The organism is Streptomyces sp. AC558_RSS880 (genome assembly GCF_019049255.1).
GTDB lineage: Bacteria > Actinomycetota > Actinomycetes > Streptomycetales > Streptomycetaceae > Streptomyces.
Genome location: NZ_JAGMUJ010000072.1, coordinates 154,222 through 171,243, shown reverse-complemented (window position 1 = coordinate 171,243; position 17,022 = coordinate 154,222). Strand labels below are relative to the sequence as shown.

The following is a 17,022-nucleotide window of genomic DNA, read 5'->3' as shown; positions in this document are numbered from 1 at the left end:
CGAAGGGACGACGAACGCCCATGTTCCATCCCAGACGCACACTCCGCGCCCTGCTGCCGCCGCTCGTGGCCGGGCTCGCCCTCACCGCCCTGCCCGCCCAGACCGCGACGGCCGCGAGCACCCTCACCAACGGCGGCTTCGAGAGCGACGGTTCGGGCACCGCCACCCCCGCCGGCTGGTCCGAGTACGGCGACACGGCCGCCTCGTACACGGAGTCCGGCGGCCGCAGCGGCGGTCACCGGCTGTCCCACTGGTCGTCCTCGGCCTACCGGGCGGAGACGTACCAGTACCTGTCGGGCCTGGCCAACGGCGACTACAAGCTCACCGCCTGGGTCCGCTCCGGCGGCGGCCAGAACGCGGCGTACCTCGCCCTGAAGAACTGCGGCGGCGCCGAACAGCGCACCGACCTGCCGGTCTCCGACTCCGGCTGGATACGGATCGTCGTGCCGGTCCGGGTGACGAACAACCAGTGCACGATCAGCGTCCACAGCGACGCAGGCGCCGGCAACTGGATCAACGTCGACGACCTGACCTTCGCCCGGGGCACCTCGGGCCTGCCGGTCAAGGGCGCCGACATCTCCTCCCTGCCCAAGAGCGAGGCCAAGGGCGGGGTCTACCGGACCGCGTCCGGCACCGCCGGAGACCCGGTCGCCCTCCTGAAGTCCGCCGGCATGAACTACGCCCGCCTGAAGGTCTGGGTGGACCCGGCCGACGGCTACAACGACAAGGCGCACGTCCTGGCCATGGCCAAGCGGATCAAGGCGCAGGGCATGAAGCTGCTGGTCGACTTCCACTACTCGGACGCCTGGGCCGACCCGGGCAAGCAGTACAAGCCCGCCGCCTGGGCCGGACACGGCTACGGACAGCTGAAGAAGGACGTCTACGACCACACGTACGACGTCCTCAACGCCCTCAAGAAGCAGGGCACCACCGCCGACATGGTGCAGGTGGGCAACGAGATCAACGGCGGCATGCTGTGGAACGAGGGCTCCACCGACAACTGGACCCAGCTCGCCGGACTGCTCAACTCCGGCTACGACGCGGTCAAGGCGGTCAGCCCGTCCACGGTCGCCGCGCTGCACCTCGCCGAGGGCGGTGACCTCGACGGCACCCGCTGGTGGTTCGACAACGCGGTCTCCCACGGCGTGAAGTTCGACGCCATCGGTCTGTCGTACTACGGCTACTGGCACGGCACGCTGCACGACTTCCAGACGACCCTGGACGACGCGGCCGGCCGCTACGGCAAGCCCGTCTTCGTCGCCGAGACGGCCTACCCGTTCCGCCTGGACACCGAGGACGGCCTCGAGAACATCATCGACCTCGACGCCGAACTCGTCCCCGGCTACCCGGCGTCCGCCACCGGCCAGACCCGCTGGATGAACGACGTGGCGAGCATCGTGGAGGCCGTCCCGAACGGCCGCGGCCTCGGCGTCTTCTACTGGGAGGCCACCTGGACCGCCCGCGCCGGCAACGGCTGGGACCCCGCCGACCCGTCCTCCGGCAACGGCTGGGAGAACCAGGCGCTGTTCGGCTACGACGACCGCGCGCTGCCCGCGATGGCCTGGTTCCGCCACCGGTGAGCCCGCCGGCCCCGCCCCGCCGACTTGTGGGGCGGGGCCGAACAGCCTTTCTCCGTAGGTACGTTGAGTCCCGGACAAGGTGCCTGCGGTCCGGGACACGGAGCCCTCGCGCGCGGCAGAGTGGAAGGGCTCCGGAGCGCGAGGCCCGGCGCGGAGGTGTACGAGATGCTGAGGACCCCCGTCGACGGCACGCGACTGCGCATCCTGACGCTGCTGCGGGAACAGGACGCGGCGGCCGACGGCCTGACCGCGGAGGCCGTCGCCGCACGGCTCGGCCTGCCCCGCCCGGCCGCCCTCACCCACCTGCGGCTGCTCACGGCCCTCGGCCTGCTGCGCACCGGCCGCTGTGCCGGGCGCGTGCGCTACCGGCGCGACGAGGCGCGGATCGCCGAGGTGACGCGGCTGTTCGAGAAGGGCTGGTAGCGCCCACGGCCGCGACGTGCCCCGTCGCGTTCCGGGGCGTTACGCTGATCCGGAGCGAGTGGGAGACGTACGACGGTGACAGCCCCGGAAACCGAGGGCCTTCGGGTCCGCCACGCCTTCCGCACCCAGGGCCCCGTCGTCGCCGTGGTCGCGCTCGGCGGGGGAGCGGGGGCGGCGGCCCGGTACGCGGCGTCCCTGTGGTGGCCGACCTCGGCGCACGGGTTCCCCTGGACGATCCTCGGGGTCAATGTCACCGGCTGCGCCGTCATCGGCGTGTTCATGGTGATCATCACCGAGGTCCGCACCGCCCACCCCCTGCTGCGCCCGTTCTTCGGCACCGGCGTCCTCGGCGGCTTCACCACCTTCTCGACGTACGCCGTCGACGTCCGGAACCTGCTCGACGCCGGCAGGGCGGGCGCCGGTCTCGTGTACCTCGCGGTGACCCCGCTCGCGGCGCTCGCCGCCGTGTGGGCGGCCGCCTCGGCGACCCGCCGCGTTCTGATCAGGAGGCAGCCATGACCCGGCTGACCGGCACCGTCCTCCGCCTGACCGTGTACGTCGGCGAGAACGACACCTGGCACCACCGGCCCCTCTACTCGGAGATCGTCCACCGGGCCCATGCGGCCGGGCTCGCGGGGGCGAGCGTCTTCCGCGGCGTCGAGGGCTTCGGCGCCTCCTCCCGCGTCCACACCTCCCGGCTGCTGTCCCTGAGCGAGGACCTGCCGGTGGCGGTCGTCGTGGTCGACACCGAGGAGCGCGTACGGGCCTTCCTGCCGGAACTCGACACGCTCGTCACCGACGGACTGGTCCTCCTCGACCGCTGCGAGGCCGTCGGGCACGTGCGCGGCGAGGGGCCGCGGTGAACTGGCTGTACGTGGTGCTGGGCGCCATGGTCGGCGCTCCGCTGCGCTACCTCACCGACCGCGCGGTGCAGTCCCGGCACGACTCCGTGTTCCCCTGGGGGACCTTCACGGTCAACGTCGCCGGCAGTCTGGTCCTCGGCCTGCTCACCGGCGCGGCGGCCGCGGGCGCGGCGGACTCCCGCCTTCAGCTGCTCCTCGGAACGGGCCTGTGCGGCGCCCTGACCACCTACTCCACCTTCTCCTACGAGACCCTCCGGCTGGCCCAGGCCGGCGCCCGCGGCTACGCCGCCGTGAACGTGGCGGCGAGCGTGGCCGCCGGCCTGGGCGCGGCCTTCGCCGGCGCGGCCCTCGCCCACGCCGTGTGGGGCTAGCGCTTCCCGCGCAGCGGCTCCCCGACCTGCCTGAGGTGGCGCAATGCCTCACGGTGCGAGGCGAGCAGTCCCGTCCGGCAGTACGGGATGCCCAGCTCGGCGCAGTACCGCTCGGTGATGACCTGGGCCCGGCCGAGGGCCGGTGTCGGCATGCTGGGGAAGAGGTGGTGCTCGATCTGGTAGTTCAGCCCGCCCATGAACGCGTCGACGAGCACCCCGCCGTCGACGTTGCGGGAGGTGAGGACCTGGCGGCGCAGGAAGTCCAGCTCGGTGCCCTCCTCGATCATCGGCATGCCCTTGTGGTTGGGGGCGAACACGGATCCGAGGTAGAGCCCGAACAGCCCCTGGTGCACGGCGATGAACGCGAGCGCCTTGCCGGGGGAGAGGACCAGGAACAGCCCGCCGAAGTACACGGCGAAATGGGCGACGAGCAGGGTGCCCTCCAGCACCGGCCGCTTCATCGACGGACTGCGCAGCGCCTTGAAACTGCTGAAACTCAGATTGAGGCCCTCGAGGGTCAGCAGCGGGAAGAAAAGGGCCGCCTGGTGCTTTCCGATGAATCGCGCCGGCCCCTTGGCCTGTTTCGCCTGACGCCGTGACCACACGATGATGTCGGGGGCGACATCCGGGTCCTTCTTCTCATGATTGGGGTTCGCGTGATGGCGCGTGTGCTTGTTCATCCACCAGCCGTAGCTCATGCCCAGCAGCACGTCGGCCACCAGCAGCCCGCCGATCTCGCTGGGGCGCCGGCGGGAGAACACCTGGCGGTGGGCCAGGTCGTGCGCGGCCAGTCCGAGCTGCCCGAACACCACGGCCAGAGCGGCGGCGACGATCAGCTGGCTCCAGCTGTCACCCAGGACGAGGAACGCGGTGACACCGCCCGCGAGCGCGAGTGCCACGACCCCGAAGCGCACCGTGTAATACAGCGGGCGGCGCCGCAGAAGCCCCGCCTCGGTCATGCGCCGTGACAATTCGGAGAAGTCGCTTCCCTTTTCGCGTTCACGCGTGCGCGGGACATCACTGAGTATCGTGGGATGGGCCATGTGCTCGAGTATGTGAACGATTTCCCCGGCGCGGAATGGCGGTGGCCCCCGTCAGGGGGTGACGGCGACCCCCTTGGCCGGGGTGTGGCTGGCCCCACCCCGGGCCCCGTCCTCGGCCCCGGCCCTCGTACGGCCCGTCGTGGCGTCCTCCGCTTGACAGTGCCCGCACCGCCCCCGCACCATCGGCTCCGTGAACCTGTCAGACAGCCAGACAGGTGGCGTGGGTCCGCGGCGCGTCAGCGCGATGGAAGCGGTGCTCTCCCACCTCCGTGGCGCCATCGAGCGCGGCGAGTACGCGATCGGCGACAAGCTGCCCTCCGAGGCGGAGCTGTGCCGCGCCCTCGAGGTCTCCCGGCCCGTGCTGCGCGAGGCGCTGCGGGCCCTGCAGACCATGGGCCTGACCGTGTCCAGGACCGGCAGGGGCACCTTCGTCGTCGCCGACGCCGTGGAGGACCCCACCTTCGGCGACTACGCGGCCAGTGACCTCCTCGAGGTGCGCCGGCACATCGAGATCCCGGTCGCCGGATACGCCGCCCGGCGCCGCACCCCGGAGAACCTGGACCGGCTGACCCATCTGCTGGACCGGATGGAACGGGAGACCGACACCATGGCGTGGGTCGCCATGGACACCCTCTTCCACCTCACCGTGGCCGAGGCCGCCCAGAACCCGGTGTTCCGCCGGGTCATCGAGGAGATCCGGGACGCGCTGGCCCGCCAGTCCACCTTCCTCAACGAGCTCGGCGGCCGCCGCGAACAGTCCGACCGTGAGCACCGGGCGATCGTCGAGGCACTCACCGACGGCTCCGAGCGCGACGCGGTCGACGCCATGACCCACCACCTCGACCGCGTCGAGACGACCCTCACCGCCATCGTGCGCTCCGCGCGCACGCCGGCCCACGACTCCCCCCAGGCAGTGTGATGTACAGCAGTCTCCCCGCGGACGCACCCCTGATCCGCGAGCCCCTCCACGTCCCCGTCGCCCACCTGATCCGCGGCGGGGTCGTCGAAGGCGTCCACTACGGCTCCGTCGTCGTCCTCGGCCCCGACGGCGAGGTCGACTTCCAGCTCGGCGACATCGAGGCCGCCTGCTATCCGCGCTCCGCGCTCAAGCCCGTCCAGGCGGTGGCGATGGTCCGCGCGGGGCTCCCGCTCGAAGACGAACTGCTGTCGCTCGCCGCGGCCAGCCACTCCGGCGAGGAACGCCACCTCGCCGGCACCCGGCGCGTCCTCGAGCTCGCCGGGCTGACGGAGGACGACCTCCGCAACGTCCCCGACCTGCCGTTCGACCCGGTCGTCCGGGACACCTGGGTGCGCGAGGGCCGCCCGCCGTCCCGGCTCGCCCAGAACTGTTCCGGCAAGCACGCCGCCATGCTGTACACGGCCAGGCTGAACGGCTGGTCCCTCGACGACTACCTCGACCCCGCCCACCCCCTCCAGCAGGCGATCGCCGAGATCGTCGAGGACCTCACCGGCCAGCGCGTCGCCACGGTCACCGTCGACGGCTGCGGTGCGCCGTTGTTCGCGGTCTCCCTGCACGGCCTCGCCCGCGCCGCCGCGCGGATCACCACCGCCGCGTCCGGCACCCCGGAGGCGCGCGTCGCCGACGCGATGCGGGAACACGCGGAGATGGCCTCCGGGTCCGGCCGGGACGTGGCCGCGCTGATGCGGGCGGTTCCCGGGCTGCTCGTCAAGGACGGATTCGAGGGCGTGCAGGTCGCCGCGCTGCCGGACGGGCGCGCCGTCGCCGTGAAGATCGCCGACGGGGCGGGGCGGGCGCGGGTTCCCGTGGCCGCGGCGGGGCTCGCTCGCGCGGGTGTGGATCCGTCGTCGCTCGCGGAGTTCGGGGGAGAGGCGCTGCTCGGGGGCGGGCGGCCGGTGGGGGAGGTGCGGCCGGTTCCCGCGCTGGATCCGGTGATGGCACCGGCCATGACGTGACTCGCGCGGTTCCCCGCGCCCCTTGTGGTCTCGTTTTCCACCGAGGGCTGTGAGGGCTGGTCGCGCCCACGCGGCGGAGCCGCACATGTGACAGCCCCGCGCCCCTTCGGGGGCGCTCTCGTCACCGTTGGTCCGTCGGTACCGGACCCCATCGGAGGCGTAGGTACAGGGACACCGCTGCGGCGCCCAGGAGGGCGGCGCCGGCGATGGTCCAGAGGACGGGGTGGGCGGGGGCGTCGTCCCTCCGCGCTGTCGGGACGGGGGCGGACTCCGGCTCCGGGCCGCGCAGCGGGGCGGGCCGCAGGGCGTCCAGGGAGCCCACCGGGTTCACCCGCCCGGCTGCCTCGAAGCCCCAGTCCAGCAGCGTGCGGGCCTCCTCGTACACCGCGTGGCCGCCGCCCGACCGGGGGTTCATGACCGTCACCACGAGGGTGTGACCGTACCGGCGCGCGGCCGCCACGAGGGTGTTGCCGGCGTTGCTGGTGTAGCCGTTCTTGATGCCGATCAGACCTTCGTAGGGTTCGACACCGTCCGCGCCGGTGAGCAACCGGTTGGTGTTCACGATGTCGTACGAGCCGCCGTCGCGGGCCGGGAACAGCGCCTCGTGCCTGGCGCAGTACCGTGCGAACTCGTCGTTGCGCAGCCCGGCGCGGCCGAACACCGCCAGGTCGTACGCCGACGACACCTGGCCGGGCGCGTCGTAGCCGTCGGGCGACGTGACCCGGGTGTCACGGGCGCCCAGGGCGCGGGCCTTGGCCTGCATCCGCTCGGCCGTGGCCCGCCAGCCGCCGTTGAGCGCGGCCAGGACCCGCACGGCGTCGTTGCCGGAGCTGAGGAAGACCCCGTTCCACAGGTCGGACACCCGGTACGTACGGTCCTCGGCCACCCCGACGAGGCTGCTGCCGGGGCCGATGCCCGCCAGCTCCTTCGCGCTGACCCGGTGCCGGATACCGGCCGGCAGGGTCGGCAGCACGGTGAGCGCGAACAGCGTCTTGAGCGTGCTGGCCGGCGGCAGCCGGCGGTGCGCGTCGTGCGCCGCCAGGACGTCGCCGGTGCGGGCGTCGGCCACCAGCCACGACAGGGCGGACGGATCCGGGACCTCGGGTGCACCCGGGCGCGGGCGGACGTGTGTGCCGGGCCGGTACAGCAGTGACGCGGCCGCGGCCGTCGCCCGCGGCCCGGGATCCACGCCGGCGATCGCCGCGGCGGGCCCCGTCGCCGGCAGGCTCGCCGTACAGAGCACACAGATCGACACGGCACCCCGCGAAGTAAATCCGATAGTCATACCGCAAACGTAGGAATGGACTCCCCGGAACACCGCGCTGCCCCGGCCGGGGACCGCCCGCGAGCACCCGGATGCCACACGCCGACGACGTGTCAGCCGCTCGGCAGGGTCGGCTGGACACGCCGCAGGAACGTCGCGTTGTCGGGGGTCTCACGCATCCGGCCCAGCAGCGTCTCCAGATCGGCCAGCCCGTCCCGCGACCGCAGCACGCGCCGCAGACCCCGTGCGGCGGTCAACTCGGCCGGAGTGAGCAGCAGTTCCTCGCGGCGGGTGCCCGATCCCGTGATGTCCACGGCGGGGAACAGGCGGCGCGCGGCGGCCTCACGGCTCAGCCGGAGCTCCATGTTGCCGGTGCTCTTGAGCTCCTCGAAGTAGAACTCGTCGGCCCGGGAGCCGGTCTCCACCAGGGCGGAGGCGAGAATCGTGAGCGAGCCGCCCTCCTCGGCCTGACGGGCGGCGCCGAAGAACCGCTTGGGCCCGAGCAGCGCGGCGGCGTCGACGCCGCCGCTGAGGGTGCGGCCACCGGACGCGGCCGCGTTGTTGTACGCCCGGCACAGCCGGGTCAGCGAGTCCAGCAGTATGACGACGTCCTCGCCCGCCTCGACGAGCCGCTTGGCCCGCTCGACGACCAGCTCGGCGAGCGCGATGTGCTCCTTGGCGGGCCGGTCGAAGGTCGAGGCGTACACCTCGCCGCGCACCGAGCGCCGCATGTCGGTGACCTCCTCGGGGCGTTCGTCGAGCAGCACCACCATCAGCCGGCACTCGGGGTGGTTGCCGGCGACGGCCGCCGCGAGCTGCTGGAGGAGGACGGTCTTGCCGGTCTTGGGCGGCGCCACGAGCAGCCCGCGCTGCCCCTTGCCGACCGGTGTGAGCAGATCGACGACCCGCCCGGCCGGTCCGGACGCCGGATGCTCCAGGCGCAGCCGCCGGTGCGGGTGAAGCGGCGTCAGGTCGCGGAAGTGCCGCCGGGTGTGCGGCGCGTCGGGTGTACGGCCGTCGACACGGGTGACCTCGGTCAGGGCGCGCCGGTCGCCGCGCACACCCTCGACGAGGTCGCCCCTGCGCAGGCCGTGGCGGCGCAGCAACGCGGGGGAGACGGGCGGGTCGGAGGGGGAGGGCAGGCAGTTCTCGGCGCGCAGCTGCCCCTTCCCGGCCGCGTCGATGTCGAGGACACCGGTGACGAGCTGGGGCTGCTGCCGTACGGGAGGGTGGTCGAGTGTGGTGGTCATGGGGGTCGGTCCTTTCGCGGACGACGGACAGGAACGTGCGGTGGGAAGGAGGAGACCGCGCGGGAGGGCGGACACGCGCCTCCGGACGGCGGAGAGCAGCACCCGGTCACGGCGGGAAGAGACCCTGCCGACGAGGTGGTGCGGGAAAGCCGTGCGCCGATCGGTCACGACGGGCGGTTGCGGCGAACCGAAGAGAATGCGTGGAAGAAATGGCACCGACGCCGCAGAGGGGCGTTTCACGGGTGCTGCCAGCAGCATACCACTCGGTGCCGGTGGCGGCTACGGGAGCGCGGTCCCGTACGGACGAGGGGCCCGCCGGTGACGACCGACGGGCCCGTGTGCCGGAGTCCTGCTCCCAGGCGGGTTCAGGCGGGGTTCTCCTGAGCCCGCGCCTCGCTCGCGATCCGCTCGAACTGCGCCCCCATCGCCGCCGCGAGCGCCTGCGCGCCCGACAACGGGCGGACCATCACGGTCAGTTCGTCGATGCGCCCGTCGTCGTCGACGTGGATGAAGTCGCATCCCTCGATCCGGCGGTCGCCCACCCGCGCGGTGAACACGAGCGCGTGGTCACGGCCGGCCGCGTCGTCGATCTCGCGCACGTACCGGAAATCCTCGAAGACCTCCGCGACCGCGCGCAGGATCGCCCCGGTGATCGCCTTGCCGGTGTACGGCTTGAACACGACCGGGCTGGTGAAGACGACGTCCTCGGCCAGCAGTGCCACGGCGGCGTCGAGGTCGTGGGCCTCCACCGCCTCCCGGAATGCTCGCATCACCACTCCTGTATTCAACTTGTTGAATAGATGCGGATGAGAATAATCACTCGCTGCTAACGTGTCCACATGTCCCTGAAGTACGCCGTCCTGGCCGCCCTCCTGGAGGGCGAGGCCTCGGGTTACGAGCTGTCCAAGATCTTCGACGTCTCGTTCGCCAACTTCTGGGCCTGCACCCCCCAGCAGCTCTACCGGGAGCTCGAGCGGCTGGCGGGGGACGGGCTCGTCGAGGCCCGGGTGGTACGGCAGGAACGGCGCCCGGACAAGCGGATGTTCACCCTCACCGAAGCCGGCCGCGGCGCCCTGCGGGCCTTCGCCGCCGAGCCGCCCCGACGGCCCACCGCCATCCGCGACGAATTCCTGATCAAGATTCAGGCCATGGACGGTACGGACCCCGCGGCGACGGCCGCGCTGCTCGAGGAACGGATGGCGTGGGCGCGCGGCAAACTCGCCCGCTACGCCCGCGTGCGCGAGCGCCTGCTGGACGGCCGCTCCGAGGAGGAGTACCTGAGCGGGGCCGACCGGGTCGGACCGTACCTCACCCTCCTGGGCGGAATCGCCTTCGAGGAGGAGAACCTGCGCTGGTGCGAGCGGACGCTGACCGTGGTGCGCCACCGCGCTCGACTACGCTGACCGGATGTTCAGCCCCGAAGGCCCCCGCCTGCGTGAACTCGTCGTTCAGGCGCTGTCGTCCGTCGAGCGCGGCTACGACCTCCTCGCGCCGAAGTTCGACCACACCCCCTTCCGTACGTCCGACTCGGTGCTCGACGCCACCGCCTCGGCACTGCGGCGGACGGGACCCTTCGACGCCGGTCTCGACCTGTGCTGCGGCACCGGCGCGGGCGTGGAGGTGCTGAGCCAGGTGTGCCGGAAGAGCGTCACGGGCGTGGACTTCAGCGCCGGCATGCTGTCCGTCGCGCGGCGGCGCGTCCGGCCGCCGGGGCCGCCGGTCGGCTGGGTGCGGGCGGACGTGCGGGCACTGCCGTTCGGGCCGGTGTTCGACCTCGTGGTCAGCTTCGGCGCGTTCGGGCACTTCCTGCCCCGTGAACTGCCGGGGTTGTTCGCCCAGGTCCACTCGGTGCTGCGGCCGGGCGGACGCTTCGTCTTCCCCGTGGTCGCGCCGCCCCGGCCGGGCTCCCTCACCTACGGGATGCTGCTGGGGTTCGACGCCGTGATGCGGGTGCGCAACGCCGTCTGGCGCCCGCCGTTCGTCATGTACTACCGCACCTTCCGCTTCGGCGACATGCGGCGCGAACTGATCCGCGCGGGATTCCGGGTGGAGTTCCAGGCACTGCCCGAGTTCGGACGGCGCCGGGACGGCAGCCCGAAGGTCCGGCTGGTCGTCGCCGCGCGGGTGGATGCGTAACGGGCCGGTGGACGGCCGGCCGGTGGCTGCCCCCGACCCGTGGCCTACTCGGTGCGCAGGGCCGTGGCGGTACGGGCCCCGGCGGCCCAGGCGGCCGGCAGGAGCGCGCCCAGCGCGGCGATGAGGAGGCCGCCGAGGGCGAGCGGCAGCAGTTCGGCCCCGTGGTAGACGGCGATGACGGAATCCGGGAGGCGGAGCCCCACGCTCTCGCCCATCGCGGGGAGGACCCTGCCGTGCAGGGCCACGCCGAGCGGCACGCCCGCGGCACCCGCGACCAGTCCGGTCACGACGACCGAGGTGAGGACCATCGCGACGGTCTGACGCGGTGTCATGCCGAGCGCCTTGTGGACACCGAGCTCCCGGACGCGCTCGCGGGTGTCGAGGAGCACGCCGTTGAGCACGCCGAGCGCCGCGACGGCGACGAGCATCGATGTGAGGATCACGGACAGCGCGTTGAGCGTGACGACCATGTCGCCGCCCGCGTCGAGCCCACCGGCCCGGGCGGCGACCCCCAGCGGTGCCAGGTCCTCGTTCAGCGCGTCCACGTAGGCGGAGACGTCGGTGCCCGACGTGACCGCGATGTGATGGCTCGTCTCCGTCAGGTCGGGACGTGCGGCCGTGAGGGCCGAGGCGTCGGTGAAGACCTGCATGCCGTCCTTGCGGGGATCGAGGACCTCACCGACGATCCGGAGCGTGACCGGCTCGGCCAGGCCGTCCAGGGTGACGGTGTCGCCGACGCGGGTGCCGGTGGCGGCCAGGAAGGGAGTGGGGACCACGGCCTCGTCGGGCCCGTCGATCCAGCGGCCCGAGACCATCGTGTAGCCGCCCCAGGAGGCGTCGCCGGTGAAGGCGACCACGTCGACGGTGCCGGTTGAGCCGGACACGGTCGCCCGTACCGTCGCGGCACTGTAGTGCTTCCCGGTTCCGGTGGCGGCCCCGACGGCCGCGGCGACCGCGGCGGGATCGGCCTCGGGCTGCTTCTCCCGGCCGGGAACCCGGGGTCCGAAGTCCGGCAGGCGCGCGGGCACGGTGACGTCGGCGACGTCGTGGGCCCTGGCCTCCATCACCTGGCCGAGCGAGGCGCCCATCCCCACGGTGAACGTGACGGCGACGGTGCCGAACAGGACCGCCGTGCCCATGGCCAGTGTGCGGGCGGGCCGCTCGAAGGGCCGGGCCAGGCCCAGGGAAACCGGCCTCGGCAACGGCAGCCGGCCGGCCAGCCGGGCCGCCCACCGGCCGCGCCCCGTCGAAGCGGTACGTCCGACAGCGAGCGCGTCGACCGTGCGCAACCGGCCGGCCCGCCAGGCACTCGCCCACGCGGTCACCGCCACCAGGCCGAGCACCCCGGCGATCACCGCCAGGTCGACCCAGGGCTCCACGGCCAGGGACGAGGTGACGTAGACCTCCCCGGTCTCGGCCAGTACCGGGACGGCGAGCAGATGGCCGACGAGGACACCGAGGGCCGTGCCGACGGTGGCCGGGACCAGCGCCTGGCCCACGTAGGCCCGCACGACCTGTGCCGGGGTGAAGCCGACGGCCTTGAGGATGCCGATGCGGCGCGTTCCCGTGCCGACGGCCGACGCGACGACGTTGCCCACGATGAGCACCGACATGACCAGGCCCAGGGCACCGAACGCCATGAGGAACGGGACGTAGAGGGCGGTCTCGCGCTCGGCGGACTTCCTCACGGTGAGCCACGACTGTTCGCCGACGGCCGCTCCCGGCGGCAGGGATCCCGTCACGGCCCTGCCGCCCGCCGCGATCCGCGCGGCGGTGCCCGCGTCGGTGAAGCGGTAGAGCATCTGGTAGCCGCCGCTGCCGGGCGCGGTGAGTGCCGGCATCTGGGACGGAACCACCCAGGCGTCGGCGGTCCGCGTGACCGAGCGGGCCACACCGACCACCGTCAGCGTCGGACCGCCGGGCGGACCGGGGAAGGCGATCTCCATGCCCATGGCCGGGACGAGCGAGGAGTCGGCGGACAGCACGATCTCGCCGGGGCGCGCGGGCCACCGTCCGTCGAGCAGCGCCACCTCGTCCACGTCCCGGCCGGGATCGTCCCGGCCGACCACGGTCATCGGCCACTCGGGGCCCGCCCCGTCCGACCGCGGGGTGACCGTCGCCGTACGGAACGGCCCGGCCGCGGCGCTCACCCCTTCGGTGTCCCCGGACTCGGCCAGCTGCCCGGCACTCACCTCGCCCGCGTCGAACCGCACGGACAGATGCGCGCCGCGCTGCCTGGAGAAGGCGTCGTCGAAGGGCGCGCCGGACACCACGAGCAGCGACCCGCCGAGGACGGACGCGGCCACCGCCATCATCGTGGCGAGCCCGATCACCAGCGTGTGCACCCGGCGCCGTCCCACCCCCGAGCGCACCACCCTGCCGAGCACGCTCATCGGACGGCCTCCGGGGCGACGGCCCGCGACGACCGGACGTCCTCGATGACGCGGCCGTCGGCGATCCGCACCGTACGGTCGGTGCAGGACCGGGCCAGAGCCAGGTCGTGGGTGACCACGACGACGGTCTGGCCTTCGGCGTTGAGAGTGGTGAGCAGCCTGCTGACGTCCTCTCCGGCGGCCGTGTCCAAGGCCCCGGTCGGCTCGTCGGCCAGGAGCAGCGCCGGACGGTTCACCAACGCCCGTGCCACCGCGACGCGTTGCCGCTCGCCGCCCGACAGCCGTCCAGGGTAGGCGCGGGCATGCCGGTCGATGCCCAGCAGTTCCAGCAGTTCCGCCGCCCGGCGGTCCGCCTCGCGACGTCCCGTACCCGCCAGGCGCGCGGGCAGGACGACATTGTCGGAGACGGTCAGATCGTCGAGCAGGTTGAAGAACTGGAAGACCACGCCGATCCTCGACCGCCGGAAGAGTGCCGCTCCGGTTTCACCGAGCCGGTCCACCCGCACTCCGTCCACGGTGACGGTCCCCGCATCGGGCCGGTCCAGGCCCGCGATCAGATTCAGCAGCGTGGACTTGCCGCTGCCGGAAGGGCCGAGGACCGCGACGGCCTCGCCGGGCCGCACGGTCAGCGACGCCTCGCGCAGAGCGGGCGGGCCGTCGTCGTACCGGCGGCTCACCTCGCATACTTCGATCACCGGCAGGGTCATGAACAGCTCCTCTTGTACGGGCACTTGACTGCGTGAACGCTAGGAGCGCACCCGGCCCGCGCGCGTCGCCCGCCCGGACCCCTCGCGGTACCGCGCCGGGACGAGCCCTCCGGACGTCATCCTTGCGATGTAGGCGTACGAGGTATCCGGCGCGATGGGAATGACCATCGGGACGGACTCCGTGGCTCCGCGCGGCGGCGACAATGATCCGGTGAGGGACGTATCTACGACGCCGGAGCGGCTGCGGGAAGCCGTTCGCCGGACGGTCCGCGACGCCGGGCTGCCGAGCGGGCCGCCGTTGCGGCCCACCCGCCGCGCCCGGCAGTTCGACGCGCTGGTGGCACTGGCACTCGGTATCGTCACCGTCTACTACGGCGTCGACAACGTCGGCAACGTCGTGGTGCGGGAGATCGCACCCGGCGTGGAGCGCGTCGAGCCGCGCCCGTCCGGCCCCGGCGGCCTGGCCCTCATGGTGTCCCTCGCGGCCGTCGCCTCGGGTGCCCTCGCGCTGCGCCGCCGCTACCCGCTCGCCGTGCTGTGCGTCGTGACGGCCGCGACCCTGGCGACACCGCAGAACGTCCTGCGGCTGACCTTCTACGCGTTCGTCATCGCCGTCTACAGCGCCGCGGTCCACAGCCCGTACCGGTTGGCGACCCTGGCGGGGCTGCCGGTGTCGGTCGCCCTGGTCGGCACCTCGGGGAACTCGGTGACACCGATCGTCCCCAACGAGTACATCGTCCTGCTGATCCTGGTCCCGATGGCCGTGGCCGCCGTCGGACTGCGGACCTGGAAACTCCGCACGGACGAGGGCCGCGCCCGGCTCTCCGCCCTGGAACGCGAACAGGCCGAGGCGCTGCGCCGGGCCGTCGAGCACGAACGGGCCAGAATCGCCCGCGAACTGCACGACGTCGTCACGCACAACGTCAGCGTGATGATCATTCAGGCGGGCGCGGCGCGCAAGATCATGGAAACCTCCCCCGAGCAGGCGGGAGAGGCGCTGCTCGCCGTCGAGGCGGGCGGACGGGCGGCCATGACCGAACTGCGCCACGTCATGGGACTGCTCACCATGGCCAACGAGGGCGAGGGGACAGACGCGGACCCGGCCGGCACGGCGGCGGTGCCGGTCCCGCAACCCGGCCTGGACCAGCTGGAGACGCTGGTCGGACGGGTCCGGGACGCCGGACTGCCTGTCGACCTGACCGTGACCGGCCCGCCCCGTCCCCTCCCGCCCGGCCTCGAACTCGCCGCCTACCGCGTGGTCCAGGAAGCCCTGACCAACACCGTGAAGCACGCGTCCGGTGCCACCGCCGCCGTGACCGTCGCATACGGTCCGGAACAACTCCGGGTGGAAGTCACCGACACCGGTGGACACCCGGGCGCGCCGGCCGGAAGCGGCCGGGGCCTGATCGGCCTGCGCGAGCGCCTCGCCGTGTACGACGGCACCCTGACCACCGGTCGCCGCCTGACCGGCGGCTACCGTGTGGAGGCCCTGATCCCCTTGGAGACACCGTGACCGAGCCACTGCGTGTGCTCCTCGCCGACGACCAGACCCTGGTCCGCACCGGATTCCGGTTGATCCTCGGCGCCGACGGCATCGACGTCGTCGCCGAGGCGACCAACGGAATCGAAGCCGTCGAAGCGGTCCGCCGCACACGTCCCGACGTGGTCCTGATGGACGTCCGGATGCCCGAGATGGACGGCCTGGAGGCCACCCGCCGCATCCTCACCGGCGCCCCCGACACACCCCGCGTCATCATCCTGACCACCTTCGACCTCGACCGGTACGTCTACGCGGCACTGTCCGCCGGGGCCAGCGGCTTCCTCCTCAAGGACGTCACGCCCGAGCACCTGACCGCGGCCGTCCGCACGGTCCGTACCGGCGACGCCCTCCTCGCGCCCGCCATCACCCGCCGCCTCGTGCAGCGTTTTGCCGGAGGCGGACATGGATACAGTGCCCAGCACGGCGGCGACACCGCCGCCCTCCACCGCGACCTCGCCTCGCTCACCCCGCGCGAACTCGAGGTCCTCGGCCTGCTGGCCCGGGGACTGAGCAACGCCGAACTCGCCGGCCGCCTCCATCTGGCCGAGGCGACCGTCAAGACGCACGTCGCCCGCATCCTCGCCAAGCTCGGGCTCCGTGACCGTGTCCAGGCCGTCATCGTCGCCTACGAGACAGGGCTGGTCAGCGCCGGCGCACACGAGGCCGCCCAGTCGGCCCCGGTGCCGGTCAGAGGGCGGACGGCACCGTGAACTCGTAGACCAAAACGTCCTCCTGGGCGTCCATGACGAGTTCGGTGATCTCCAGCGGGCGGGCGTACTGGTCCCGTACCCGCCGGGTGACCCGCACCGACGGCGTCCCCGCGACCGGCGTGATGGTGTCGCGGTGGTGCAGGGTCAGCCCCGCCCGGCGCATCCAGTCGTAGGCCCGCCACAGCTCCGCCGCGCCGGTGCCGTCGGCCCGGTCGCGGTAGCGGCCCAGCTCCTCGACCTCCGCGAGCGCCACGGCGGAAAACGATGTCACCGCCGTCCGCAGGTCCCGTCCGTCGGCCGACGCGGACCAGTAGCGGTGCACCAGCGTGGGCCGGGCCGGGGCCACTCCGAGCACCTCGGCGTGGCCGGGCGGCGGAGCCTCCCAGGCGACGGTGGCCCTGGCCACCGCGTCCCGGCCGGCGCACCGCGCGCCGAGCGGGAACCCGGACGAGGCCGGCGTCTCCACCGGCAGGCCGGGCAGCGTGGCATGGCTGCCCCGCCGGTCGGTGGCGACCAGTCCGTCACGGCGCAGCACCTCCAGCGCCTGCCGTACGGTCTCCCTGCTGACCTCGAAGTGCTCGGCCAACCGCCGTTCGCCGGGGAGGCGTTCGCCGGGCGGAATCGTTCCGTCCCGCAGTTCGCCGAGCAACTCCGTCGCGATCCTCCGGTAGAGGGGCTCCCCTTCGGTGGGTGAGGGGTCGTGCGGGGTGGTGCGGGCCATGCCGCGCCTCCTGGTGATGACGTTCCGTAGCCGTACGGGCTCGTTGCGCCACCACATCTACCATTGGTCTACACCAGCAGGGAAGA

Annotated in this window: 18 protein-coding genes; 11 read left to right on the top strand and 7 right to left on the bottom strand. The window is 72.8% G+C overall.

The window, feature by feature from the left end; translation table 11 throughout:
• Positions 1–20: 20 nt before the first annotated feature.
• From KUM38_RS23335 to crcB (KUM38_RS23315), 5 genes are all read left to right on the top strand, one after another.
• Positions 21–1,580 (top strand): arabinogalactan endo-1,4-beta-galactosidase, encoded by a 1,560-nt coding sequence (locus tag KUM38_RS23335; RefSeq protein WP_217131373.1) that lies wholly within the window; start codon positions 21–23, stop codon positions 1,578–1,580.
• Between the two features lie 165 nt (positions 1,581–1,745).
• Entirely contained in the window at positions 1,746–2,003 is a 258-nt protein-coding gene (locus tag KUM38_RS23330; RefSeq protein ID WP_217131372.1) for a helix-turn-helix domain-containing protein, read from the top strand.
• 75 nt (positions 2,004–2,078) lie between these two features.
• Complete coding sequence (gene crcB / locus KUM38_RS23325) at positions 2,079–2,522, top strand: fluoride efflux transporter CrcB (RefSeq protein WP_217131371.1); 444 nt, start codon at positions 2,079–2,081, stop codon at positions 2,520–2,522.
• Positions 2,519–2,866: a DUF190 domain-containing protein gene (locus KUM38_RS23320; RefSeq protein ID WP_217131370.1), complete on the top strand. Its 348-nt coding sequence runs from the start codon at positions 2,519–2,521 to the stop codon at positions 2,864–2,866. Before crcB (KUM38_RS23325) ends, KUM38_RS23320 begins: the two co-directional genes overlap by 4 nt.
• A complete protein-coding gene (gene crcB / locus KUM38_RS23315) occupies positions 2,863–3,237 on the top strand; it encodes a fluoride efflux transporter CrcB (protein WP_217131369.1) in 375 nt (124 codons plus the stop codon). Before KUM38_RS23320 ends, crcB (KUM38_RS23315) begins: the two co-directional genes overlap by 4 nt.
• Here crcB (KUM38_RS23315) and KUM38_RS23310 read toward each other — a convergent pair.
• The gene (locus KUM38_RS23310) at positions 3,234–4,280 is read right to left on the bottom strand and encodes an acyl-CoA desaturase (protein ID WP_217131368.1); all 1,047 of its coding nucleotides are present in this window, start codon (positions 4,278–4,280) and stop codon (positions 3,234–3,236) included. The genes crcB (KUM38_RS23315) and KUM38_RS23310 overlap by 4 nt on opposite strands.
• Before the next feature lie 244 nt (positions 4,281–4,524).
• On the opposite strand from KUM38_RS23310, the gene KUM38_RS23305 reads away from it, so the two are divergent.
• Positions 4,525–5,199, top strand: a complete 675-nt coding sequence (locus KUM38_RS23305) for a FadR/GntR family transcriptional regulator (protein ID WP_217131422.1) — start codon at positions 4,525–4,527, stop codon at positions 5,197–5,199.
• A complete protein-coding gene (locus tag KUM38_RS23300; protein WP_217131367.1) occupies positions 5,199–6,215 on the top strand; it encodes an asparaginase in 1,017 nt (338 codons plus the stop codon). Before KUM38_RS23305 ends, KUM38_RS23300 begins: the two co-directional genes overlap by 1 nt.
• Before the next feature lie 121 nt (positions 6,216–6,336).
• Here the strand turns inward: KUM38_RS23300 and KUM38_RS23295 are convergent, their stop codons facing one another.
• From KUM38_RS23295 to KUM38_RS23285, 3 genes are all read right to left on the bottom strand, one after another.
• Positions 6,337–7,500 carry a D-alanyl-D-alanine carboxypeptidase family protein gene (locus tag KUM38_RS23295; protein ID WP_217131366.1) on the bottom strand — a complete coding sequence of 388 codons (1,164 nt, stop codon included), beginning with the start codon at positions 7,498–7,500 and terminating at the stop codon, positions 6,337–6,339.
• A 92-nt stretch (positions 7,501–7,592) separates the two neighbouring features.
• Positions 7,593–8,729: a transcription termination factor Rho gene (gene rho / locus KUM38_RS23290; protein WP_217131365.1), complete on the bottom strand. Its 1,137-nt coding sequence runs from the start codon at positions 8,727–8,729 to the stop codon at positions 7,593–7,595.
• A gap of 365 nt (positions 8,730–9,094) precedes the next feature.
• A complete protein-coding gene (locus KUM38_RS23285; protein ID WP_217131364.1) occupies positions 9,095–9,499 on the bottom strand; it encodes a nuclear transport factor 2 family protein in 405 nt (134 codons plus the stop codon).
• A gap of 69 nt (positions 9,500–9,568) precedes the next feature.
• Here KUM38_RS23285 and KUM38_RS23280 point away from each other — a divergent pair, with 69 nt between their 5' ends.
• Positions 9,569–10,132: a PadR family transcriptional regulator gene (locus KUM38_RS23280; RefSeq protein WP_217131363.1), complete on the top strand. Its 564-nt coding sequence runs from the start codon at positions 9,569–9,571 to the stop codon at positions 10,130–10,132.
• 4 nt (positions 10,133–10,136) lie between these two features.
• Positions 10,137–10,865: a class I SAM-dependent methyltransferase gene (locus KUM38_RS23275; protein WP_217131362.1), complete on the top strand. Its 729-nt coding sequence runs from the start codon at positions 10,137–10,139 to the stop codon at positions 10,863–10,865.
• 44 nt (positions 10,866–10,909) lie between these two features.
• Here KUM38_RS23275 and KUM38_RS23270 read toward each other — a convergent pair whose 3' ends face one another.
• Positions 10,910–13,258 carry an ABC transporter permease gene (locus KUM38_RS23270; RefSeq protein WP_217131361.1) on the bottom strand — a complete coding sequence of 783 codons (2,349 nt, stop codon included), beginning with the start codon at positions 13,256–13,258 and terminating at the stop codon, positions 10,910–10,912.
• Positions 13,255–13,965 (bottom strand): ABC transporter ATP-binding protein, encoded by a 711-nt coding sequence (locus KUM38_RS23265; RefSeq protein WP_217131360.1) that lies wholly within the window; start codon positions 13,963–13,965, stop codon positions 13,255–13,257. The genes KUM38_RS23270 and KUM38_RS23265 overlap by 4 nt, the downstream gene beginning before the upstream one ends.
• Positions 13,966–14,176: 211 nt before the next feature.
• Here KUM38_RS23265 and KUM38_RS23260 point away from each other — a divergent pair, with 211 nt between their 5' ends.
• Positions 14,177–15,478, top strand: coding sequence for a histidine kinase (locus KUM38_RS23260; RefSeq protein WP_308409023.1), 1,302 nt, complete (start codon positions 14,177–14,179; stop codon positions 15,476–15,478).
• Positions 15,475–16,215: a response regulator transcription factor gene (locus KUM38_RS23255; protein ID WP_217131358.1), complete on the top strand. Its 741-nt coding sequence runs from the start codon at positions 15,475–15,477 to the stop codon at positions 16,213–16,215. The genes KUM38_RS23260 and KUM38_RS23255 overlap by 4 nt, the downstream gene beginning before the upstream one ends.
• Here KUM38_RS23255 and KUM38_RS23250 read toward each other — a convergent pair.
• A complete protein-coding gene (locus KUM38_RS23250; RefSeq protein ID WP_217131357.1) occupies positions 16,193–16,936 on the bottom strand; it encodes a GntR family transcriptional regulator in 744 nt (247 codons plus the stop codon). The genes KUM38_RS23255 and KUM38_RS23250 overlap by 23 nt on opposite strands.
• Positions 16,937–17,022 lie beyond the last annotated feature (86 nt).